This is a genomic window from Paenibacillus sp. NPDC058367 (assembly GCF_042723305.1).
GTDB lineage: Bacteria > Bacillota > Bacilli > Paenibacillales > Paenibacillaceae > Paenibacillus_AQ.
Genome location: NZ_JBHXIZ010000001.1, coordinates 851321 through 876082, shown reverse-complemented (window position 1 = coordinate 876082; position 24762 = coordinate 851321). Strand labels below are relative to the sequence as shown.

The following is a 24762-nucleotide window of genomic DNA, read 5'->3' as shown; positions in this document are numbered from 1 at the left end:
GGTTGTCAACATTAAAATCTAGAAGTTCCGCCTCCATGATGTACTACTCGATAAGTACCAATAGGGAATCATAGCTTTAAAATATAACTAGATATAGTAAATATAAGTTATACATATTAAGCCTGCCATGGTAGCCTTAACTTAAAAGAGACGTGTAGAGGAGTTTTTTATTTTGGGAGCGGCAGAGAGTACATTTAAACAAAAAATATTGAGCAAGAAACCTGGTATTTTAACATATGGTATGACACCACCGAAGGCAAGCCATTCACCAGAAAAGATATCAGAAATTGCACAGAAACAGGTTGAAAGACTTAAAAACGTTGATTTAGATGCTTTAATTCTTTACGACGTCCAGGAGGAAGCAGAAAGAGTTGATCATGAAAGACCTTACCCATATTTACCAACGATTGATCCGGCTGTCTATGGTGATAAATATCTAAGACAAGTGGAGGTCCCGAAAATAATTTATCGGTGCGTCGGTAATGATACAAGAGCTTCGTTCGCGGATTGGATTAAGACTGACGAAAGTGAAGACAGATTTTCCGTGTATGTGGGCGCTTCGTCAAGTAAGCAAGAGGTGAAATTGAATTTACCAGATGCTTATAAGCTAAGCAAACAGTTAAATAGTAATTTGAATTTTGGAGGAGTTGTCATTCCTGAAAGACATATAAAAAAGAATGATGAGCATACACGGATTGTCGAAAAGATTAACAATGGGTGCAGCTTTTTTATCACTCAGGCAACTTATAATGTAGAGGCATCAAAGAATTTATTGTCTGATTTATATTATTACAATACAAATAAGGGTTTTGAAATGGTTCCTATTTTATTTAATCTTGCACCATGTGGCACAGCGAAAACACTACAATTTATGAAATGGTTGGGGATCAGTATCCCGGGATGGTTAGAAAACGAGTTGAAATACTCGAACGACATTTTGGATAAATCAATTCAGCTATCTCAAAAAATATTTGAAGAACTATTTGAGTTCGGGCTGGAGAAGGGAATTCCAATTGGATGCAGCATTGAAAGTGTTTCAACAACTAAGTTGGAAATTGAAGCATCCATTCAGCTTGCTAAAGATGTAAAGGCATTTCTAGATAAAAAGCTGTTGAGTCTAGAGAGTAGATGATTAATTGTTTTAAGGAGATTAGAAATATTAACGTTATCGCATTGAATTTTCTAACAGTGAATTCTCGTTTAAAATGAAAAACCACAAAAACTTACTATTCATTGAGCCGGTAATCCTTTCTGTTAAGGGTTACCGTTTTTTTATAAGTTAATAGGGACATGATCATCATCTCAATAGCTTGTCTAGTGTCTTTCTTGCATATTATTCTAGCTAAATCCTTCATCGAGGATGGTTATGTCATTGGATAATATGGATCTTCGGGCGTTACCGCATGCTGTCGGTGGTGAGAGATTCTGTACAAGCTACTAGATTTCGGCTACGATTCTTATATAACAGATTGACTGAATGGATGGTAGAAATATGTATTGTAAACTGTCAGAAGCATCACCAATCACCATCGGACTGCTAGCACATGTTGATGCCGGCAAAACCACCTTCGCAGAGCAGCTCCTATACCATGCTTCCGGAATTAAGACTCGGGGGAGAGTCGATCATCAGGATGCCTTTTTGGATAGTCATGAGATGGAGCGGGCACGGGGGATAACGATTTTTGCTGACCAGGCGGTGATGAAATATAACGAACAATCGTATCAGCTCATTGACACACCGGGGCATGTCGATTTTTCAGCTGAGATGGAGCGCGCTTTACAGGTCATGGATTATGCGGTAGTCATCTTAAGTGCTGTGGAGGGCATTGAAGGGCATACTGAGACGGTCTGGCAATTGCTACAGGAATATGGCATACCCACTTTTATATTTATTAACAAAATAGATCGTACCGGTGCTGACGTCCAGCGTGTGCTAAAAGCGTTAAGACAGCAATTTTCGCCGGATATGTTGTATTTGGCAAAAGGTCTAGATCAGAGCATGCTGCCTGAAGAGGTCATTACCGCCGTTGCTGAGCGAGATGAAGCCTTGATGGAGGCATATTTCGAAGACAACATTTATCCTGGGCAGGTATTGGCTACGCTGAAACAAATGGTTAAAGAACGGGTGGTTTTTCCCGTTATGAGTGGAGCAGCTCTATTGGATCAGGGGATTGCGGAATGGATGCAGACGATGCAACTACTAATGGAATCGACTTATGAAGTAAACGCAGTATTCGAGGCACGAGTATATAAGGTGCGTCATGAGCTGCAAGGCACGCGACTGACTTTTATGAAGATATTAGCTGGAAAATTACGGGTACGGGAGGATCTCTGCTATAGAACTTCAGAACATGAGGAGTTAAGCCAGAAAATCACTTCTATTCGTATCTATCATGGGGGGAAATATACTTCATGCGATGAAGCTTCCGCGGGACAGCTTGTTGCCGTTACGGGCCTAACTGATGCAGCCATTGGACTGGGTATAGGTAATCATTCAGATCGAGTAGAATCCCGTCTTGTGTCAGCGTTGAAATCCAAAGTTGTATTCAATTTGGGGATATCATCCAGAGAAGTGCTACGCTATTTCATGATCCTGCAAGCCGAAGACCCTACGCTGCAAGTGACATGGGAGGACAAGCTGGAAGAGATTCATGTTCATGTGATGGGAATGATCCAGCTAGAGGTACTTCAGCAGGTGGTGTTAGACCGTTTCCAGCTCAAGGTATCGTTCTCCAAGCCAGAGATATTATACAAAGAGACGATCGCAGACATTGTGATTGGTTGTGGGCATTTCGAACCTCTTAAGCATTATGCAGAGGTGCATCTCCGGCTTGCGCCTGCGAAACGTGGTGAGGGAATTACATATCGCAGTACATGCCATGTGGAGCAGCTCAGCACAGGGTATCAGCATCTCGTCGGTCAGCATTTACTTGAAAAGGACCATCGTGGAGTTCTTACCGGCTCTCCCGTCACCGATCTGTATATAACGCTTTTAACCGGGGCAGCGCATCAGAAGCACACTCATGGCGGTGACTTTCGGGAGGCGACACTGCGGGCACTGCGGCAGGGATTGGAGCAAGCGAACAAGATTCTACTGGAACCCTATTATCAATTCAAAATCAAAGTCGATGCAGAGCTGATCGGACGCGTAATGTCTGATATACAGCTGGCCCATGGTGAATTTGACCCGCCAGAAATGCTAGGTGAATCGATGTTTATTCAGGGACGTGCGCCTGTCGCGACGTTCATGCATTATGCAGTAGAGCTTGCTTCATTCACGAAGGGCAAGGGAGCAATCTCGATGAAGTTAGGCGGTTATCAGCCATGTCATAACCCGGAACAGGTCATCGCAAGGATCGGATACGACCGTAGCGCTGATCCTGAGTACACCTCCAGCTCTATGTTCTGTGCAAAGGGAGCGGGATATAGCGTTCCTTGGGATGAAGCGCCTTCGTATATGCATTTGGAGATTCAGGAATAGGAGTGAGAAAGCATTCTAGGAATTATCCTTCACCCCAATATTTCTTTGTCCCCATTCAACAACGGATTCAATTAAAGGCACTAATTCTTTTCCAGATGAAGTCAGAGAATACTCAACTCTTGGTGGCACTTCGTTATACTGCTCCCGATGAATGATTCCATAATCTATAAGATCCCTCAGTGAGTTGGTTAAGGTAGTCCCTGTTATTCCATGCAGTCTTCTTTTTAACTCGTTATAGCGTATGTTGTCGTTCTCACTTAGAATGGCTAGGATCGGGAGGTTCCACTTTCCGCTGATTACATGGAATGCAAAGGTTGCAGGACATAATTGATCAAGTCTAAATTCGTATTTCATACATAACTCCTGTCCAATAGTATTATTAAAGATACTTAGTATTAAAAATAAACGTACTTGTTTGAATTTGTATTGGTATTATAATACTCCCATACAAAGAACTTCTACAAGAGGGCACTTTCTTTGATTCTCCAGCGAAAGGTGATTTATATATGAATAATTCAAATATGATGTGTGACGTTAAAACCGGTGTCTGTGGGCCAGGGGATGAAGAGCAAATGAAAATGATCGACTTTAATCTACAGTCCCCCAAAATCACACTTTACTATGCAACAGATCCGATCTGTTCCCACTGTTGGGCGCTTGAGCCGGTACTCAATCGTTTTATTCTGCAGTATGGTCAATATTTTAACGTGAAGACGATTATGGGTGGTTTGCTTTCTAGCTGGCATGGTTTTGCAGATGTCTCCAATGGCATTCAACAGCCTTCAGATGTTGCGGAGCATTGGAGAGAAGTCGGTTTACATTCACGTATGCCTATCGATGGTTCTTTGTGGAAAAACAATCCGATTCTTTCTTCGTACCCGCCATCTAGAGTATACAAGGTTATACAAAATATATATCCGGGTAAAGAAAATGAGTTTTTGCGTCAGGCAAGAGAAGCTGTATTCGCCTTCAATCAGAATATTGGAGAGGAGAAAACATTAGTTGATATAGTCAACAACATTGGGCTAAATGGCGAAGAAATAGTGGCGGATGCTGCTCTTGGATCGGCACAAGATTTGTTAGAGCAGGATTTTGAGTTAGCAGGCAGACTTGGTGTACGTGGATTTCCAACCATTATCATGGTGAATGAAGAAAATAAAGGTGTTAAAATTGTGGGGGCACGATCATTAGAAGCCTATGTCGACGGACTTCAACAAGTTTACAATGGAGATGTGAAAGCTGAAAATGTTCCATCTCTCTCTGAACTTATCAAAGAAGGAAACATTTTGTTCTCCAAGGAAATTGAAGTGTTGTATGATATTGAATCTAGTGATATGGAGTCATTTATAGCCACTGAAATGATAGAGGGGTCATACAGTATTAAGCGTGTATTAGGTGAATCATACGTTGTATCTTAATTATAATGAAAGAAGCCAATAACCCAAGATATCTTTGGACTTATTGGCTTCTTTGGCATTCGCGAGGGTGGATTTGAGGTCGCGAGTGCCAAACCGAAAAATAAGCTATTCTTGGGAAGCACCGTCAATAAGCTAATTTGAACGGGAAGGTGTTCGAGATTTCTTTCGGTAATTCTGAGGCGTCAATCCAGTCTCATTACGAAAAACTGATGAAAAATAGCTCGCACTTTGAAATCCGCAGTTCATCGCAATTTCACTAATCGATCTATTAGTTCCTACCAGCATCTCGGAGCTCTTTTGAATACGATATCGCACTAGGTAAGTATTAGGCGTTTGGCCAATGTATGTGCCAAACAACTCGCAACATCTGCTCCTGCAAACAGACCCAGCGGTAGCGATGTCATTCAGGGTTACTCTAAGGTCAAAATGATGATGAATAAATCCCGTCATTTTCCAAACGGCAATCCATGACTGGTCATCATTTATCTGCCCAGGAACCCTCTGTATATGATCTCCGACGTCTGCACAAAGTGATGTAGCCAGTGAAAGAAGGCGTAGTGGGTTGCAAGGAATACTGTTCATTTCTTCATAAATCCGATGTAAGGAATGCAGGATTTCCTTTTCCCACGTGCTTTGCGAAGTAATCATAATATAATCTTCAGTATTAGAACCGAATTTCTCATCCCAATATACTTTACCTACATGTGTGTTTATTCCGAGTAGTGAAGGATGGACAGCAACGACAATGAATGTACAATCCAATTTATTGGTGGAGAAACCATAATGCATACGCTTGCTATTAACGAATATTCCGTTACCTCGTTCAATCAGTACAATTTCTCCGTTTACAAAATACTCCATCTCCCCATCTAGCACTAAAATAAATTCCAAGTCCGGATGCCAATGGCATGCTGCTGCATATTTATCGAAATGATTAAGTGCTCCTTTTCGTACGTATAGCGGAAAATCAGGAAGATTATAATTTAGTTCTTCCGATAAATCAGAGAATACTTCCAGCTCTGCACTCACAATCACATCTCCCTCAAACAATATACGATTTTAATAGAATTATATTTGATTTCGGTGGATAGGACTACTAAGAAATTATACAATTTTGATATTGCTCGACAATAATACAAAATCCAAAAGATATTATAAGGAGCCAGGAATATGACGATGAGAGAACGTATTGCCTCCGGTAAACTATTTACTGATTACTGTGAGGGACTGCCTGAAGACAGACTACAGGCAAAAAGAAGAATGCATGCCTTTAATATAACAGCGCCAGATAATTTAGAAAAACGTACACAACTCATGCAAGAGATATTTGGTAAAGAAACGAAGGTGTGGATCGAGCCGCCCTTTTACTTTTGCTATGGTACGAACATTGAGATTGGAGATGGAACGTACATCAATTTTAATTGTAATTTTGTTGACGACACTAAAATTATTATCGGAAAAAATGTTATGTTTGGTCCATCTGTAACGATTGCTACAGTAGGACATCCAATCCATCCAGATTACAGAGGATATATGTATGCTGATCCGGTGAAAATTGAGAACAATTGTTGGATCGGGGCGAATGTTACAATTTGTCCAGGAGTCACAATTGGAGAAAATACCGTTATTGGTGCCGGCAGTGTTGTAACAAAAGATATTCCGGCTAACTCTATTGCTGTTGGTAATCCATGCAGGGTGATGCGCACCATTAATGAACACGACCAAAAATACTATTACAAAGACAAAGAGATCACCAAGGAAGATCTGGATGAAGAAGCACGCTTGAGATGAGAGATAAGCATTTCAATCGTCAATTGCTTAATTTGGTCATTCCGATTGCTTTACAAAACCTCATTTCATCGTTAGCCGTGACAATAGATATATTCATGTTAGGTTTTATTAACCAGTCTACAATGTCTGCTGTATCGTTGGCTGGGCAAATTACATTTGTTTTAACACTGTTTTACATGGGATTGGCAGCAGGTGTAGGGATTTTGACTGCACAGTATTGGGGAAAGAAAGATTTAATGACAATTGAACGAGTCTTTAGTATTGGATGTACGATGTCTATTATTATATCCGCTATCTTTTTTGGGATATCGCTGTTGATGCCGGATCAATTAATGCGATTTTTCACAAATGACGTCGAGTTAATTCAATATGGATCGAGTTTCTTGCGAGTGATCTCGTTCTCCTATCTGATAAGCGGAATATCTCAAATGTACTTTAGTGTAATTAGAAGCATGGAAAATGCCCGTGTGAGTGCCTGGATCAGTTCTATGTGTCTTATATTGAACATTCTCTTGAATGTAATAAGTATTTTCATACTTTATCCGGGTAATTCAGAAAAGGCTATAGTGGCAGTTGCTTTCTCTACAGTTTTGGCACGTATCGTTGAATTTGGTTGCTGTATCATCCACTCGATCAAATCAAATATAAAGTTTAGGTTACCTTTACGTGACATGCTTCAGCGTAATTTGATTAAGGATTTTTTGAGGTATACACTACCCGTCCAAGGAAATTATATTGTTTGGGGATGCGCATTAACTGTGACATCTGCAATTATTGGACATATCAATGCAGATATGGTCGCTGCAAATTCAGTTGCCTCAGTCGTTAAGAATCTGGTCATTGTATTATGTGGAGGTATTGCAAGTGGTGGCTCCGTACTTGTTGGTAAATATCTAGGCAATGGCGAAATTGAAATGGCTAAAAGAGCTGGGAAAATATTAAATGTATATGCTATTTTGTTTGGCATTGTTGCAGGTATTACTTTGCTATTACTGAAGCCTATAGTGTTTCTACTTGTTAATTTGGATGATCAAGCACAAATATATTTGAGTGGAATGCTTCTTGTCTGTGCTTATTGTTGTATTCCGAAATCGATAAACTCCACGACGATTGGAGGAATATTTGTTGCTGGAGGAGATTCTAGATTTGGCTTTTGGTGTGACACGATTGTAATGTGGGGCATCATATTACCATTAGGATACATGAGTGCGTTTGTGTGGCATCTCTCCCCTCTAACGATATTTATTATCATCAATTTAGACGAGGTTATTAAAGCCCCGGTTGCCTTAATGCGTTATTTTAAATTTAAATGGCTTAACGATATTACGAGGAATTATGTTCAAAACTAATACATGTAGGGACGGAAAGGAGATTTTTATGAAAATTGAACATATTGCTATGTATGTACAAGATTTAGAAAGCTGCAGACAATTTTATAGTCAATTCTTTAATGCGAAGTCAAATCGACAATACCATAATCCCAAAACGGGATTAAGAACCTATTTTCTCACGTTTGAGGGCGGCGCGAGATTGGAGATTATGAGCAGACCGGATATGGTAGAAGGAGTTCATGATCTCTTGCGGACGGGCTTAACTCATTTAGCTTTCAGCTTAGGCAGTAAGGAACAAGTCGATCTGCTGACCAAGCAATTGGCAGAAGCGGGATTTAGAACGTTAAGTGGACCACGGACCACAGGTGACGGATATTATGAAAGCAGTATTTTAGGGCCAGAAAATATTCAAATTGAACTTACTGTCTAAAAACTAAAAGAGGTGAACAATTTGACAGAAGAAGAACGAATATTCAAAGGGATATTATACAATCCAGGTAACATAGAGCTAAAGCGTAAAAAGCTTCTCGCCCACAATTTGAGTAGTCAATATAGCCGAACATTTGAGGATCAGACAGAGGAGCGGGAAGCGATATTGTCACAGTTACTTGATAGCATAGGGGAGCATTGTTTTATCCAGGGTCCCATTTTTTTTCATTATGGTGTTCATACAAAAATTGGTGATCATTTTTTTGGAAACTATAACCTTACAGTCCAGGATGATGCACAGGTTACGATAGGTGATCATGTGAGTTTTGGACCTAATGTAACCATCGTTACGCCTATTCACCCATTCGTTGCCTCCGAGCGTAGACAAATGCTTGATCAAAATGGTGATGCTGCGTCTTTATGCTATGCTAAGCCTGTTAGCATTGGTAACGATGTTTGGCTCTCAGCAAATGTAACTGTATGTGGAGGTGTTACGATTGGTGATCGATGCGTAATAGGTGCAGGTAGTGTCGTGACTCAGGACATTCCAGAAAATTCTTTTGCTGCAGGTGTACCGTGTAAGGTGATCCGTAAAATAACCAATCAGGATAGCATGCGCCATAAACCGGAAATACTTTCAGATTGCGATATAATCGAGTAGAAATGTAGCATCCCAAACCATAGACCAGATTTTATTATGCGAAAATCATGAATACTCCGAAAGTCCCCTTTTTCTCAAGTTAAGTGAAAAAATATGTTGGTCCTTTAGATTATTTGTAACAGACCCTGTGACAGGTTATAATTTAATTGGTATGACTAAGTAATCGTTATTTAACGACCAATAAAGGGGATTTCAAATGTACAGAACAGTTCAAGATTTTCTAGGAGAATGGGCAAGCGCTTCTGCAGGGACAATTCGCGTTCTTGAATCACTTACCGATGATAAATTAGATCAGGTAATTGTTGAAGGTCACAACTCATTGGGATGGTTAGGTTGGCACTTGGCAACCTGTCCGATGTTTTTTGGTGGTCAGGTAGGGTTAACACTTACTCCAGTAGGCAATCCGAAGGAAGTTCCGGCTCATGCGGCTGTGATTGTTGAAGCGTATAAGAATATTGCGGCTAATATTGCTTCTGAGGTTGAGAAATTAACGGACGAGCAAATGGTTGAGAGTGTACAGACCTTTGCTGGATTAATGCCTCGTGGTGCAATGCTTAGATCGCTTATAGATCACCAGACACATCATCGTGGTCAAATGACTGTTCTCTTACGTCAAGCAGGTCTTCGTGTACCTGGCGTAATTGGTCCTACTCGAGAAGAACAAGCTCAAATGAAATAGTTACTGGTGCTTGTCCCTAGTGATAGCTTGCCGAAAAGGGATGGTACTACGAAAAAATCTCGTTTCCTAGACATTTGTCTTGGAAACGAGATTTTTTGTTGTCGGACGGAGTGTCACTATTATTGCTAAAGAATGCTGTTGCTTTTTGGAGGGGCCGGCGATCACTATCAGCCTGCTTCAATTTGTTGCATATATTCTCTGGGTGAAATCCCCGTCACTTTCTTGAAGACCTTACTGAAATAGAAGGCACTTTCATAACCGAGTTTTTGGGAAATTTCGTAAATACGACCTTCACCGCGCATCATCATTTCCTTGGCCACAGTGATTTTAGTCTCCGTGATATATTCTACATAATTGACCTTAGCGACTTTGGAGAACAGATGGCTTAAATAGTTTGGACTGAAATTGAAGACATCTGCTACTTGATTCAGTGAAAGCTTAGTGCCGAGATTTCTTTTGATGTATTCCTGGACATTTTTGACGATTTGTTCTTTATAGCTTTGTCTTCGAGTAGAGAGAATTTCCGAGCAGCCATCACGGAACTGAATCAACCAGCCGGCGATCTCTTCAATTGTATGCATCTGATAGATGGCCCGGTAGCCTTCAGGTTCATTTTCAAAGATATGTTCTACAATGTTTTCTCCATCCGCAAGAAGCGAAGTGGCCATATACAGAATATTGCAGGCAGCATCAGTGGCGGGCACCAGTAAGTCAGGTCGGTCTTCGAAGATTTCAATCATCTTGGAGATGATGGTGTATAAAGCAAGGGTATCTAGTTCTTCAAAAGCACGGCGGATTTCCGAACGAGATTCAGAGAAATCAAACAACGGATGCTCCTGCTCTAGAGGTTCATTCTCATCGAAGAAAACAAAAGACCGTTCTTGCACGGCAACTGGCAATGCCTTTCGAGCTGCTAGGTAGCTCTCCCGCATTAAATAAGGGTCCTCGACGGCAAACCCTATGGCACCAATAATCGTTACATTGAAATAGTTATGTAATACGGATGCCATGTCGGTAAGTTGCTTCTCAATGTCAGACATCCAGTGACGGGGATTGACTTCGGGGACAGGTAGAGCAACGGCGAAATTACGTAAGTCAAGACTGGTGACATAGCAGGGTTGTATAGAAGTAAGCGTGTCCTTTGCCATTTGTACAGTGCTTGAGCATAAGGCAACCAGCTTATCTCCACGGGGAGGGACAGTGTCTGGGCCTAGAATGCGGCAAGTACAGACCAGGTAGGCGGGCTCGGAAAACTCTAACGCCAAATCCTCTTTCTGCAGGAGATACTGGTTCTTATTCTCGAACAGATTATTGAACAGACGAATGAAGAATTTATCACGCTGCGCCTGAAGGTTGCCGCGGTGAACAAGCTTTGGGTAGCTTTCCATCGTCTGGTAACTCTCTAGAAAGGAAATGGCCTTTCGGATGGATTCGGCCAGTGTTTCCGGAGTGAGTTCCAGCTTTACTAGATAATCCGTGGCCTGCACCTCTATAGCTGCGCGTGCATATTGAAATTCTTCATAACTAGTCAACATAATGAAGAGCGGAAGTCGACCATATTTTTGACGTATTGAAGCGGCAACCTCTAAACCGCTCTTAATTGGCATTTTGATATCGCTGATTACGATGTCCGGGCGGAGAGTGTCAATCATCTCTTCTTCTTGAGCACCGTTGTGCGCGATACCGACAATCTCTATATTATATTGCTCCCATTTCAGCATAGACTGCAAGCCGATACAGACAAGAGCTTCGTCGTCGGCAATTAATAATTTAATCAATTTGACCACATCCTTGCTAGATTTTCCATTCTACTCTTTTTGTATAAATGGTAGAAGGATTTTCATTAGAGTATACTGGCCCATTTCACTCTCAATCGAAAGACCGTAATTCTCCCCAAAGGCTAGCCGTAAACGCTCATTTACACTATGGAGTCCAACGTTCTCAAAAACTCCCTTAGTTCCATCCTCCGATTCACACAGAATGGTGGAGATTTGTTCTTCCTTCATGCCTACACCGTTGTCTTCAATCGTGACCAGGATATCGGCAAAGCCGCTTTTTTTCACCGTGATGAGAATATCTCCTCTACCTTTGGGCTCGATGCCATGGAAGATAGCATTCTCAACCAGAGGTTGTAACGTGAAACGGGGAATCAGGCCGGAGAGCAGTTCCTCATCTTCAATTTCCTTCACCATCGAGACTGTACTGCCATACCGGTATTTCTGAATCAGAAAATAGTCATCGAGCAGGCTTAACTCATCTTTCAGTGGCATTAGTCTCCGGTTGTCTTTGGCGATGCTCCGCAGCAGTCTGGAGAGTGAAGTAGTCATTTCTGCAATGCCGGTAGCATTCTGAATCGTAGCCATCCATTTGATCGAATTCAGTGTGTTGTACAAGAAGTGGGGATTGATCTGACTTTGCAGCATCCTGTACTCTAGCTCCTGTTTCTGCTTCTCGTCAGCGAGCCGGCTATCCATGAGCGCAACAATGTCCTGTGATAGGCGGTTGATACCTCGACCAACATCACCTAGTTCACTGTTCCATTCGATATTGCGGTCCAGCAAGAAGTTGCCCTGGGCAATCTTATCAATTCGCTTCTTTAATTTCTCTACCGGGAGACTGATGTTACGGGTTAAGTACAAAGTAATAATGCCGCTTAAGACGATGACAAGTAAACAAACGCCAAGCATTACCAGAATCCATATATTTGCTTTGGGAGCGAATTGATCATTGGATAAGGTCTGCGACAGAATCACTCCACTCCGAACGGGATAAGAGACCACGATTTGGCTTTCTTCATCCTCCAGCTTGATCATGGACAGCTCGGTTTGTGGACCGACAGGCTTATCATCGGTATAGGCCACAGGTTCATACGGCGTAGTCATTGCAGTCACTTTATCGCCAATGAGCTGATAATGATGATTGCCGAGCGTCAACAGCATTCGGGAATTCTTAGGCAGGGAATACCCCTTCAACTTGTCGGTAATTAAGGAAGTATTGGCGAGTAAGTAGACCGTTCCAATCCGGGCAGCCCCATCTCCGTAAATAGGTAGAACAAAAGGAATTCCGTTCGTGGTGGAGAGCGGGTCCTTAATTACTTGTTCCCACTGCTCCACAGCATCTTTATTTAGTCCGGGAATTTGACCGATATTGTGCACAGTAAGTGGAATTGAAGTGCTGACGGAATTATCCACCTGCAGGAACTTTCCGTTGTTACCCGTAACAATCAAGCGGCGGACATAGCTATTGGAGCGATTGATCCGAAAGTCCTCCTGCATGGAGTTAAATACATTAACAGCATCCTTGGCGCTTGCCTTTGGAGATACAAAATAATCAGTGAGTAATGTATTGGTGGACGAGTTGGTGCTACTGGTCATCGCTAATGAGGAGAGATTAATCAAATCTTGTTCAATAATATGGGAAACTAGCTGCAGGTTGAACTCAGTCGCCTGGATGGTTGTTTTACGCTGATAATAGGTAATCAATTCATAGCTGAAAAAGGATAGCAGAGCGGCGATCAGTAGCGCAAAGATGGTCATGATCAGAATAATGCGGCTCTTAATGGTTGATTTTCTTACCGTATTGAACACTCCTCTACAAAATGCGGAAAAATATAAAGCGGTTTCAAAAATATCTTTCAATTAATGCATGTTCAAAGTTAATCTTCTATTTATAATATGCTTAACTAGTTTACCGATATCCATATTAACACCATAGCATATTCCTGTGATTCCATACAGTGGAAGGCAGAGGTGCTGAGAAATTTGCATGTTTTAAATAGGATTTTACAGGTTTGAAGCAAGGAGGAAGAGAAGAACAAAGAAAAGTGAATGAACTGAGTTTGAAAATACATGCCATTCTAGATGGGAAAGTCTTAAACTTTGAAATAGATCGGATGAGCCGATCAGTGTAAACAATCAGAAGGAAAAGGGGATTTTTATATGAAATTGAAAAGATTCTATGGCATGACTTTTGCCACAATACTCTCCCTAAGTGCGCTAGCCGGATGTTCCGGTAATAACAACAACGAAGGCAGTGCTGCAACAGCTGCTCCAGAAACGGGCAATACTGCAAACGCTTCCGCTGAACCGAAACAGGACCCTGTGACCTTGAAATGGGCATTGTGGGATTGGGAAGCCACAGCATACTATCAGCCGTTGATCGATGCCTATAAAGCTGAGCATCCGAATGTAACGATCGAATATGTCGATCTTGGTTCCACCGACTATATGACAATGCTAAGTACACAGTTGTCCGGTGGTGCAGATCTGGATGTTCTTACGATTAAGGATATTCCTGGATACTCAAACCTTGTGAAACAAAATCACTTGGAGCCGCTCAAGGGATTCATGGGAGACAAAAACATTGATCCATCTGTCTATGGCGGTACTGTAGAACAGATCGAAGTGAACGATGAAGTGTATGCGCTTCCTTTCCGGAGTGATTTCTGGGTTGTCTACTATAATAAGGACTTGTTCGATAAAGCGGGAGTGGAGTATCCAAGTAATGATATGACATTCGACCAATATGATGAACTTGCTAGAAAAATGACCTCCGGCAGCGGTTCTGAAAAAGTATACGGAGCCCATTATCATACTTGGCGGAGCGCGGTTCAATTGTTCGGTATTCTTGACGGTAAGAACAACGTTGTCGGTGGAAACTACGATTTCCTGAAGCCAACCTATGAACGGATCTTGAAAGAACAGGAAGATGGTATCGTTATGGATTACGCCACACTAAAGACTTCAAGCACGCATTATTCCGGTGTGTTCTACAACAATTCCGTTGCGATGATGAACATGGGCAGTTGGTTTATCGCGACTCAAATTGAAAAGGTGAAAAGCGGCGAGTCCCAATCGACCAACTGGGGAATCGTGAAATATCCTCATCCGGATGGTGTGGAAGCGGGTACAACACTGGGTACAATTACTTCCCTCGCTGTAAATCAGAAATCCAAAAATAAAGAAGCGGCACTTGATTTCATGAACTTTGTGACTGGTGAAGAAGGTGCTAAGGTCATTGCTTCCACCGGAACCATTCCAGCGATTAAGAACGATGAAGTTATCAGTTCCATTACTTCGATTGACGGTTTCCCTTCGGATGATAACAGCAAAGCGGCACTGACTACGGTTCAGACTTATTTGGAAATGCCAATGCATGAAAAGAGTGCGGACATTGAAGTAATTCTAAACGAAGCCCACGATAACATTATGACCAAAAACGCTTCGATCGACGAAGGTTTGAAGGATATGAATACGCGCGTACAGCAGCTCTTGAACAATTAACCTGAAGAGAGTTGGTGAATTCTAAGGGCGGGTGAAAGCCCGCCTTTTATAGAAAGGTTTGGAGGAGAAAGAATGCAGAACGAAACCATATTGGATACAAAAAAAATTCCTAAACGTCATTTGTCAAAAGGTGTCCGGGAAAACCTGGTAGCGTACAGCTTCATTGCGCCGAACTTTATCGGATTTGCCGTGTTTACACTAGTACCCATGTTTTTTGCCTTTATCCTAGCTTTTGTGAAATGGGATGGGGCCAATCCAATGAAATATATCGGATTGGACAATTTCACCCGGCTTATTAAAGATACAACATTTCATAAAGCATTATGGAATACCATTGTTTACACTATTGGCGTAGTACCGTTCACCATGATTGTTGCGCTGGCGCTGGCGATTTTGCTTAATCAGAAGATTATGGCCCGCAATTTCATGAGAACCGTATTCTTTTTCCCATATGTGGCATCCTTGGTAGCCGTTGCTGCCGTATGGAACTTTATCTTCAGCCCTACGATGGGGCCGATCAACAATATTTTGCATACCCTTACCGGTATCCCACTAGAGGATCTTCCCCGCTGGGCGGCGGATAAACACTGGGCGATGTTCACAGTAATACTGTTCACTGTGTGGAAAAACATGGGTTATTACATGGTCATTTACTTGGCAGGACTACAGGGGATCAACCCTGAGTTGTATGAGGCTGCTGAACTTGATGGTGCTAACGCCTGGAGAAGATTCCGCAATGTGACGGTCCCTCAACTGGCGCCTACATCCTTCTTTGTGCTGATGATTCTAGTCATCAATTCGTTCAAAGTCTACGATATTTTTATCAACCTATTTGCCGGCGCTGATAACCAGTTGAACGATTCTACAAGGGTTATGGTTTATCAAATCTACAATACGGCGTTCCGTTCGCTTGATTACGGATATGCCAGCGCCATGGCCATTGTATTGTTTCTGCTGGTACTTGGCATCACCATCGTCCAGTTCCGCGGCGAGAAGAAATACGGACAATAGGAGGATTCAAAAGATATGGTGGGTACAAATAAAGGAATTAGAATCGGCACGATGGTGCTAGTGTATATTTTGTTGTTTGCTACGGTGCTCTGTATGCTTGTTCCATATATATGGATGTTGTCTTCTTCGCTCAAGCTGAACAAGGATGTGTTCTCATTCCCGATGCAATGGATTCCGGCGAATCCGCGCTGGGGAAATTTCGTGGATATCTGGACCCGTATTCCACTGGACCGCTTCATTTATAACACGGCGAAATTATCAATTATCGTAACGATTTTGCAGCTATTGACTTCAAGTTTTGCTGCGTATGCATTCTCCAAACTGCAATTCAGAGGGAAAAATGTTTTATTCCTTGGATATATCGCTACGATCGCGATTCCTTGGCAGGCATATATGGTGCCGCAATTTATCTTGATGCGTTACATGGGACTTAACAATACCCATCTGGCAATCATTCTATTGCAGGCATTCTCGGCTTTCGGAGTATTTCTGATGCGCCAGTTCTATCAGGGAGTCCCAGATGAATTATGCGAGGCGGCCCGAATCGATGGCTTGAGCGAATATGGGATTTGGGCGAGAATTATGCTGCCACTATCCAAGCCGGCTTTGTCCACCTTGACGATTTTTACCTTTGTTGCCACTTGGAATGACTTCTTGGGGCCGATGATTTATTTGACGGATACGAAACTCAAGACTATACAAATTGGACTACGAATGTTCATTTCGCAATATTCCGCCGAGTACGGTCTGATAATGGCTGCAAGTGTGGTTTCCATTATTCCGGTTGTGATTGTTTTCTTGGCACTTCAGAAGTACTTCGTTCAAGGCGTCGCAGCATCTGGTATTAAAGGCTAGACAGGTTTGAACCTGGCAGTTGCAGTTTTCGCATGCTGCCAGTTTTTTTTAGCTTATTAATGAAATGAATGCGCTTTCTTTGTTTGCTGGGCGATAAAGTCAAATCATGCATGAAACATGTCGAGAGACCATTTATAGCAAAAGGAGGATTAAAGAATGAGCAGAAAACACTTCGTTAGAAAAAAGCTATTCTCAATGATGATGACCACTGCGCTTGTAGTTGGAATGTTTCCGGCACTCCATATGCCGTCTGTATCTGCGGCTACAGTGGATACTATCTTCGCAGCCGCCTATATGGGGGCGAAGACATCTGCTGACACTACTTTGCCTGCTAGCATTGACATTGGAGGCCAGTCTGCGACTGTGAAATGGAATATAGGTGAAGATACCTTTGCTGTTCCTTATGACACAGTGACAGTCACGGGTACAGCGAATGGTGGGCCGGTTGTTGCCAATGTAGAAGTTATTCCACCTTCAAGGAATCCATTGGTTTACTTTGTGGATAGCGGCAGGGGGGGCGATTCCGTAGGTAATGGTCCTACTTCTTCGCCACTGTACGAAGCAGTCAAAACGCTGTCCGGTAGCACGTTGCTCAACCCGTCACCAGATCAGAAATATGTCACCGGAACGACTGCCTGGGGATTTGATGATTCCATAAACAAGGTGAAGAACTCCAAAGACGGAGGACTTACCGATCCTGCAACTGATCCATCCATATGGACAGTAGGACTTCGTGCCGACCCTACTAGCAATCATATTGTATATAAATTAATGGCTCCAGAAGCTGGAACCTATACACTCAGTAGTGGTTTCCATGATTGGTATGGCAGCCGCACTCGAGTAATACAGCCTCAGATCGAATATAAGGATACAAATGGGGCAGCAAAGACGATCTCGTTTGCACAATTCAATACTAATGTGACTCCGCTTATTTCCGGCGAATTCACTATTCCCGGTGATATCGACGCTAGTAGCCCTATGACATTGACCTATGCCTATGTTTCCGGTGAGAAACCAATCTTGAGCTGGTTCGCCGTTGCCAAAGGCGGGATTCAAAAAGAGATCGAAGATGCTCGGCAGAATGCAGCTTCCATGGTCAAGGTTCTACTCGACGGCAACGATATTAAAGTGGACAATGTCAACGGCCTAACGTTCAAGGGATTTGGCGTACTAAGTGCCAACAGCACCAGTGCCCTGTTGATGGATTATAAGGCTGAGCATCCGGAAGCTTACGCAGAAATGTTGCGGATTCTGTTCGGTGGAGAGCATCCCATTATGACGCATGTGAAAATCGAGATGGGCAATGACCGTAACAACTCTACCGGCCCGGACCCGGCTACTATGCGTACGGCCGATGAAGAAGCCAATGTCACTAGGCATCCCGGATTCCAGCTTGCGGCTGACGCCAAGGCTACGAATCCGGATCTCAAGGTCAGCATCCTTCGATGGAGTGCTCCGGCCTGGGCAAGCAACAATGATAAAATCTATACCTGGTATAAAGATACAATTCTTGCTGCTTACCGTGAGTATGGCTATATGGTCGACTACGTCAATCCTCATATCAACGAGCATACGCCTGATTTGACCTGGACCAAGCAGTACGCTGAGCGTGTTAAAACAGATAACGAAGGTTTTACAAGCCCAGAAGAGCAAGCGCTCTATAACCAGATCAAAGTTGTGATCTCTGATGAAGTAGGGATTGGTTCATTTGGCGGCAGTATGGTAAGCGACGCTTCTCTAAGGGATGCGGCTCCGATCGCCGGATATCACTATAACACTGACGACGACAGCGCAGGGAATTTCAAAAAGCTCGCGGAACAATATGATATTGAAGTATGGAACAGTGAGGCACAGTCCACCTTCAGTAACTCCGCCTTCCGTCCCAACAATAATGTGAAGGACCCTACAGTGGAAGGAACCGGTATCGGCGGTGTTGGCAGTCCACTGGAGATGAGCAATACGATTATTAAAGGATTCGTCAATTCCCGCCGGACGCACTTTATTTATCAGCCGGCAATCGGCTCCTTCTACGAAGGTGGACAATATTCGTTTAAGGAACTACTTAGCGCACGTGATCCGTGGTCGGGATGGATTCATTATGATGCAGGTCTTGTTGCTCTGCAGCATTACAGCTGGTTCGCCAATGTGGGCTGGGAGAACGAGGATAATACGGCAGGGATTTGGAGAGCAGTTCCTAAGGCTAGCTCCACGGGAGCAACAGGCACTAACCCTGTTAGCGGTCGCAACGGTTCTCCTAGCTATATGACGCTTGCTTCACCTGACAGAAGCGATTTTTCAACCGTTATCGTGAACGATAGTGAATATGCCAAAACCTATAAGCTTCAGACGGTAAATATGAACTTTGTGGGTAATCCCTCATTGGAAGTATGGGAGACTCGTGCGGCAGACGCGGGCGAAGCTTTCAACAGCAATTATATGAAATATCTCGGGGATGTCGCTGTTGATGGCAGTGGGGTTTATACCATTCATGTCAAACCATATTCGACATTGACTGTGACCACTCTGAAGAACAAGGACAATGAGGCGTATCAAACACCGTTACCTGTAGAAGGCGACCGCATCGTGCTTGATACCGACGCCACAGGGAGGATTCAAAATACAGCGGACAATATCCTGTACGCCGATGATTTTGACTACTCCAATCAATCCGTTGTGAAGATCGGGGCAGGTGGGCAGAATGCTGGCACCCAAAGCTATATTGAATCCCGCGGCGGTTCCAAAAGTGTGATACCAAGGTATACGCACGACCGCAACGGTGCATTTGAGGCGTATCTTCCGGACGGGTCTGACAACTATGTTCTGCGCCAACAGCTGGATACGGAAATTATGGGGCTGGGTGGTACTTGGAACGGTGGAGATCCCGTAACGGCTATCGGTGATAACCGGTGGACGAATTACAAGGCCAGTGTAGATGTTTCGTTCGAGACGAACAGTACGCAGGGCGGAGCTAACTATGCTGCGATTGGCGCACGGTATCAAGGAGGCGGCAGCTCTCACACTATAAACGGCACACCTTATGTACTGAAGTTCTGGTTTGACGGAGGTTGGCAGCTGCTGGTCAATAATAGCGCAGTAGCGAGTGGCAATGTAGTGAGCGGTTCCGGTGGAGTAAAGCTGGATGGATTTAACACCGCACATGATGCCTGGCATAACATTGCCATTCAGGTTGCAGGTGATAATGTGACTGCCTATTTGGACGATGTGAAACTGGCTTCTTATACTGATCCGAACCCTGAATTGTCTGGTCGGGTAGATTTAGCCAGTGGATATTATCATGTTCGTTTCGATAATCTGAAGGTCGAGACGATTGACGGCTATACGCCATACTATTCCGAATTACTGGATAATCTTGAAATGTATGATCTGGCTGCTACACCAAACCCTAAATTAAAATACGGCGGTTTGTGGAGTCATCAAAACGGGGCTGGTATGTATATTTATCAACGTTCCCTATCTACCAGTCAAGGTGCAGCTGCTACGATGGAATATTCTTTTGAAGGCACCGGGTTAGATATTCTGGGACCGAATAATGGATCGGCTAAGTTAGAAGTGACTGTTGATGATGAAATTGTCACACTGTCAGCCGATACGATGGCCTCTAAAGAACTCTACCAAACGTACACGCTTCGCGGACTTAAATATGGACAGCATAACGTTCAGATAAAGGTATTAAGCGGTACTTTGGTTGTGGACGCGGTAGCGGTTGTTTCCGGTGAAGTAAAGGGTGCTGTGGATACAGCTGCTCTTCAATCAGCGGTAATAGCAGCGAAAGAATTTACCAAACGGGATGAATATTCGGATAGAGACTGGCAGCTTTTTGCAGCCGCACAGAACACCGCCCAAGAAGCACTAGACAATGCTGCTGATTTCAGACTGGATCAGGAAGGAGCTGTGCAACTCGCGGTACGTCTGATCTCTGCCCAGAACCAATTGACAACAGGGGATATACGGGAGCTTGCTGCTCCTCAGGATATTGCCACTTATGTCGGGAAACTGCCGAATCTTCCAGATAAGTTGGAGGCTACCCGAGAAGATGGATCCAAATTGCAGGTGTCTGTGAAGTGGAATTTAGACGCGGTCAGCTTCAACACACCCTATGAAAGAGTAGCTGTAACCGGCACTTATGGCAATCTAAAAACCACTGCTAATGTGGAAGTAGTGCCAGAAGGTCTCGTGTACTTTTTGGATGTCGGTGTTTCGGCGGATGTCGTCACACCACCCTATACGGTGATCAAGAATTTCGTGGGCGACAGCCTTCTGAATAGCACCGCGGATCAACTATCAACAGGCGCTGTGTGGGGTCATATCAATACAGGGGCAAATTATAATCTCAAAGGGCTTGGCGGTGCCGTGGTTATCACGGATAAAACTCAGACAGGTGTCTACAGCTCGAATACAAAGAATACACCTCTGATCTACACCTTCCCTCTGAGCGCAGGAAAGTACACGATTACATCGTTCCATCGGGACTGGTGGAATATGAGCAACCGCACGATGGATATCACGCTTAGCTACACTGATGCTGAAGGGAAGACAGTGAACGAAACGGTCAAGACCGGTGTACTCGCAGGTCCTAATGGCGTCACGATCACTCATGACTTTACGCTGCCGGTGAGCGGCGTCGTGAAATATTCGATAAACAATACGAATAGTCAGGCATCTGTGATCAGTTACTTAGCAGTGGCGAAGGACAGGGTCAGCATTGTCAATGAGCAGGCTGTAAACGAGGCTAAAAGTATTATAGAAGGTGCTGCATATAGCGTGCAGAAGGAAACAGCTAACAGCGAAGATGGAGTCCGGACCTGGCTGCTCCAAACGATGAACGGTTTAATCGGGTTCAGTGATACGGGGGTTACGATGGGTGATATCACCCTATCTTCGTTCCAGGAAGCTACTGATGACACAGCCGGCAGCTTCAGCTTCACAGTATTACTGAACAAGGGCGAGGCGAAGGCAGAAGCTGCGGCCAGCGGAACGATTAAGCTACCGGAGCCAGATATGAAGCAGCCGGAGATTACCTTGATAGGTGAAGCCATAGTCAATCTGCAGATGGGTTCTGAATATACGGATGCAGGAGCCACTGCGTATGACGACCAAGACGGTGATATCACAGACCGCATCAATACAACGGTCAGCAGTGAAGTGTATGGTCTGACGGAGTTAGATACAGCGCAAGCGGATATCTACACCTTCCATTACAATGTCAGCGATGCCGCAGGCAACACGGCTGCGGAAGTCACCCGAAAAGTAATCGTATCGGAAGATCCAGATGTACTGAAGCCGGTCATTACACTGCTTGGTGAACCATCTGTTCAACTGGACAATGGCGCAAGCTATACAGATGCCGGAGCCACCGCAATGGATAACCGCGATGGCGATATTACAGAACGTATTGTGGCGACGATTACGAAGGATGGGAATCATACGGAGACGTTAGATACCTCATCAGCAGGCACTTACATTTATCATTATAATGTGAGCGATTCCGCGGGCAATACGGCTGTTGAAGTTATAAGAATAGTTACAGTGGGAGAAGCACAGCAACCGCCGACTTCAACACCAACGGTAGAACCAACACCGACAGTTGAACCCACAGCAAATCCTACACCAACACCTGTACCTGAAGTAACCTCAGGGCCGGTGTCGACCACAGCACCGACGGTATCGCCAACACCAACACCGCTACCGCAGACCACGCGTATTCTTAACAGTGACGATTTCACGGCTCCGGTTGGAGGGGGAATAACAGTTCAGCTCACAGATGCTACTGATTCCGTACTGCTTCCTGTGGGAGTGTCAAATATTATCGGAGTGAACACGCTGCGTCTCGTATGGAATACATTTGCTATCCAACTGACCCCAGAAGCGCTAAAGAGTATCCAGGAGAAAGCTGCAGGAGGTCAAGTGGATGGAGCACGAATCAAACTCTCGGCCGTGAAGGCATCCAGAGTTGCCGTGGAACAGCTTATGAATAACCCAGCTGTCAACGGCTCGGTTCAGTTATCTGCTGCAAGTGATGTAATTAACTTCAGTTTGGAAGTTATTAGTACGAATGGCACTGCCGTACCGGTAACCCGTTTTGATAAGCCACTGACGCTTACCTTCATAGTAGATTCAGATTCCAATCCTAATTTGCTGGGCATCTACAATATAGCCGGGAACGGAGCTCTTGAATTTATGGGCGGAACGCTAGCTGATGGAAAATGGAGTACGGAAATACAGCATTTAAGCCAGTTTGCAGTCCTAGAATATGACAAGACATTCTTGGATGTCAGTACGGATAGCTGGGCGAGGGATGTTATTAAGACAATGGCGGCTAAACATATTATCCAAGGTATTTCCGATACTGAGTTTAATCCGCAAGGGAAAGTGACAAGAGCACAATTCGCGACCATGATTGCAAGAGCGCTAGGCTTAGAGGCGGGAAGTCATTCAACGTTTATTGATGTGGACTCCAAAGCTTGGTATGCAGAGTACGTTGCAGCCGTAAGCAAAGCGGGCATAGTGCTCGGACGTAGTTCGGATTCATTCGCACCGGACCGCAGCATTACCCGCGAGGAAATGGCCGTAATGATCGTTAGGGCTTATGAATATTTACAAGGCAGCAAGGTAAATGAAGTTTCAGCAAGCTCGTTCAGTGATTATTCCCTAATTCATGACTGGGCACAGAAATCAGCAAGTTTCGCTGAGCAGGCAGGGCTGATAAAAGGACGCGGCAATATGCAATTCGCACCGCAAGAGATGATGACCCGTGCCGAAAGTGCGCAAGTCATCGCCAATCTGCTGGGATATTTGTAAGCCGCACTTCCATGAACCTGGCAGCTGCATTTAGCGGGTGCCAGGTTTTTTTATAAGTTCAAAGAAGGGTTTATACAATTGCGAGGCGTCGATAAGTGGCAATGTCAGCTTTTTTTGCCGTATTTTCCAGGTGGAATGCCCGTGATGTTCTTGAAAGTACGTATGAAATTGGCATAGTCATTGAAGCCGGATAGATAACAGGTTTCGGATACGGAGTTTCCGGAGGATAGGAGCTGTTTGGATAAAGCGATTTTTTTAAGCAGGACGTACCGGTAGATCGTTCCTCCTGTCTGCTGCTTGAACAGGTGACTAAGATAATATTTATCGATGTTTAATTCACCAGCGATCTGCTCTAGCGACAGATTCAGATGCAGATGGTTATCGATATAGCGCATGGCCGATTGAATATGCGATGAAATAATACTGGGTATGGTGGAACTAGTACGGCTATATAGCTCATTAATGAGGACCAGAATCTGGATCAGATAAGTTAAAGCCAGAACCTCACTGCCGTATTGAGGATTCTCCAAAATTGCAATCAGGCGATAAGCAAGGGTCATGTACTCTGCAAGCAGTGTTTCATCCATTTGAGCGAGATTCTGCTCTCCGGGCTGACGGTTCTGGAAACAGGCGAGCAGATTTGTGGTTGCGGTGCAGAAGGGATATACAAGTGGAGCTTTGAAATGAATTGTTAATCGTTCGTAAGGCTCCGGAGATAGATTAATGATTTTATGAATCTCGTGATTGTTGAATAAGAGCACATTGCCACGTTGAAGCGGATAGCTGTACTGATCCACAAATCCGTTCACCGTGCCGCCTAAAAATAGGAAGATTTCAAAGTGATCATGAATATGAAAATCTTTGGTGGGTGAGATCGGTGAATTGCCGATGCCCGCCAGTATGTCGCCTTCGAACGGCTGATAATACTGGGCATGTTTCATCCGGATAAACCCTTTCAGATTAATAGCAACAAACGCAATAAATAATCATTAATCGCAAAGACAT

Annotated in this window: 17 protein-coding genes; 12 read left to right on the top strand and 5 right to left on the bottom strand. The window is 43.8% G+C overall.

All coding sequences use genetic code 11. From position 1 onward, the window contains the following. The first annotated feature begins 172 nt into the window (after window positions 1-172). Entirely contained in the window at window positions 173-1132 is a 960-nt protein-coding gene (locus tag ACFWMP_RS04010) for a methylenetetrahydrofolate reductase (protein ID WP_339802525.1), read from the top strand. Window positions 1133-1492: 360 nt separating this feature from the next. Then, window positions 1493-3481 carry a GTP-binding protein gene (locus ACFWMP_RS04005; protein ID WP_379422089.1) on the top strand — a complete coding sequence of 663 codons (1989 nt, stop codon included), beginning with the start codon at window positions 1493-1495 and terminating at the stop codon, window positions 3479-3481. A gap of 15 nt (window positions 3482-3496) precedes the next feature. Here ACFWMP_RS04005 and ACFWMP_RS04000 read toward each other — a convergent pair whose 3' ends face one another. Beyond that, window positions 3497-3835, bottom strand: coding sequence for a winged helix-turn-helix transcriptional regulator (locus ACFWMP_RS04000; RefSeq protein WP_341125599.1), 339 nt, complete (start codon window positions 3833-3835; stop codon window positions 3497-3499). Window positions 3836-3987: 152 nt separating this feature from the next. Between ACFWMP_RS04000 and ACFWMP_RS03995 the strand changes: the two genes are divergently transcribed. Continuing rightward, window positions 3988-4899, top strand: coding sequence for a DsbA family oxidoreductase (locus ACFWMP_RS03995; RefSeq protein ID WP_379422087.1), 912 nt, complete (start codon window positions 3988-3990; stop codon window positions 4897-4899). Between the two features lie 132 nt (window positions 4900-5031). On the opposite strand, the gene ACFWMP_RS03990 is transcribed toward ACFWMP_RS03995, so the two are convergent. After that, on the bottom strand, window positions 5032-5928 hold the full coding sequence (locus tag ACFWMP_RS03990; RefSeq protein ID WP_379422085.1) for an AraC family transcriptional regulator: 897 nt from the start codon (window positions 5926-5928) through the stop codon (window positions 5032-5034). Between the two features lie 141 nt (window positions 5929-6069). On the opposite strand from ACFWMP_RS03990, the gene ACFWMP_RS03985 reads away from it, so the two are divergent. From ACFWMP_RS03985 to ACFWMP_RS03965, 5 genes are all read left to right on the top strand, one after another. Further along, window positions 6070-6690: a DapH/DapD/GlmU-related protein gene (locus tag ACFWMP_RS03985; RefSeq protein ID WP_042186958.1), complete on the top strand. Its 621-nt coding sequence runs from the start codon at window positions 6070-6072 to the stop codon at window positions 6688-6690. Further along, on the top strand, window positions 6687-8039 hold the full coding sequence (locus ACFWMP_RS03980; RefSeq protein ID WP_379422083.1) for an MATE family efflux transporter: 1353 nt from the start codon (window positions 6687-6689) through the stop codon (window positions 8037-8039). Before ACFWMP_RS03985 ends, ACFWMP_RS03980 begins: the two co-directional genes overlap by 4 nt. 28 nt (window positions 8040-8067) lie before the next feature. Next, a complete protein-coding gene (locus ACFWMP_RS03975; RefSeq protein ID WP_042186963.1) occupies window positions 8068-8451 on the top strand; it encodes a VOC family protein in 384 nt (127 codons plus the stop codon). Between the two features lie 12 nt (window positions 8452-8463). After that, window positions 8464-9111: a sugar O-acetyltransferase gene (locus ACFWMP_RS03970; RefSeq protein ID WP_256721566.1), complete on the top strand. Its 648-nt coding sequence runs from the start codon at window positions 8464-8466 to the stop codon at window positions 9109-9111. Between the two features lie 196 nt (window positions 9112-9307). Beyond that, the gene (locus tag ACFWMP_RS03965) at window positions 9308-9790 is read left to right on the top strand and encodes a DinB family protein (protein WP_042186968.1); all 483 of its coding nucleotides are present in this window, start codon (window positions 9308-9310) and stop codon (window positions 9788-9790) included. Between the two features lie 167 nt (window positions 9791-9957). Here ACFWMP_RS03965 and ACFWMP_RS03960 read toward each other — a convergent pair whose 3' ends face one another. Continuing rightward, a complete protein-coding gene (locus ACFWMP_RS03960; RefSeq protein ID WP_379422080.1) occupies window positions 9958-11568 on the bottom strand; it encodes a response regulator in 1611 nt (536 codons plus the stop codon). A 30-nt stretch (window positions 11569-11598) separates the two neighbouring features. Then, window positions 11599-13377, bottom strand: a complete 1779-nt coding sequence (locus tag ACFWMP_RS03955) for a sensor histidine kinase (protein ID WP_379422078.1) — start codon at window positions 13375-13377, stop codon at window positions 11599-11601. 351 nt (window positions 13378-13728) lie between these two features. Here ACFWMP_RS03955 and ACFWMP_RS03950 point away from each other — a divergent pair, with 351 nt between their 5' ends. The 4 genes from ACFWMP_RS03950 (at window position 13729) to ACFWMP_RS03935 (ending at window position 23757) form a co-directional block, all read left to right on the top strand. Next, window positions 13729-15072 (top strand): ABC transporter substrate-binding protein, encoded by a 1344-nt coding sequence (locus ACFWMP_RS03950; RefSeq protein ID WP_379422076.1) that lies wholly within the window; start codon window positions 13729-13731, stop codon window positions 15070-15072. A gap of 72 nt (window positions 15073-15144) precedes the next feature. Next, window positions 15145-16083, top strand: coding sequence for a carbohydrate ABC transporter permease (locus tag ACFWMP_RS03945; RefSeq protein ID WP_076283100.1), 939 nt, complete (start codon window positions 15145-15147; stop codon window positions 16081-16083). Between the two features lie 15 nt (window positions 16084-16098). Then, window positions 16099-16938, top strand: coding sequence for a carbohydrate ABC transporter permease (locus ACFWMP_RS03940; protein ID WP_081392974.1), 840 nt, complete (start codon window positions 16099-16101; stop codon window positions 16936-16938). Between the two features lie 156 nt (window positions 16939-17094). Further along, window positions 17095-23757, top strand: coding sequence for an S-layer homology domain-containing protein (locus ACFWMP_RS03935; RefSeq protein WP_379422073.1), 6663 nt, complete (start codon window positions 17095-17097; stop codon window positions 23755-23757). Between the two features lie 104 nt (window positions 23758-23861). On the opposite strand, the gene ACFWMP_RS03930 is transcribed toward ACFWMP_RS03935, so the two are convergent. Further along, entirely contained in the window at window positions 23862-24698 is an 837-nt protein-coding gene (locus tag ACFWMP_RS03930) for a helix-turn-helix domain-containing protein (RefSeq protein WP_052404241.1), read from the bottom strand. Window positions 24699-24762 lie beyond the last annotated feature (64 nt).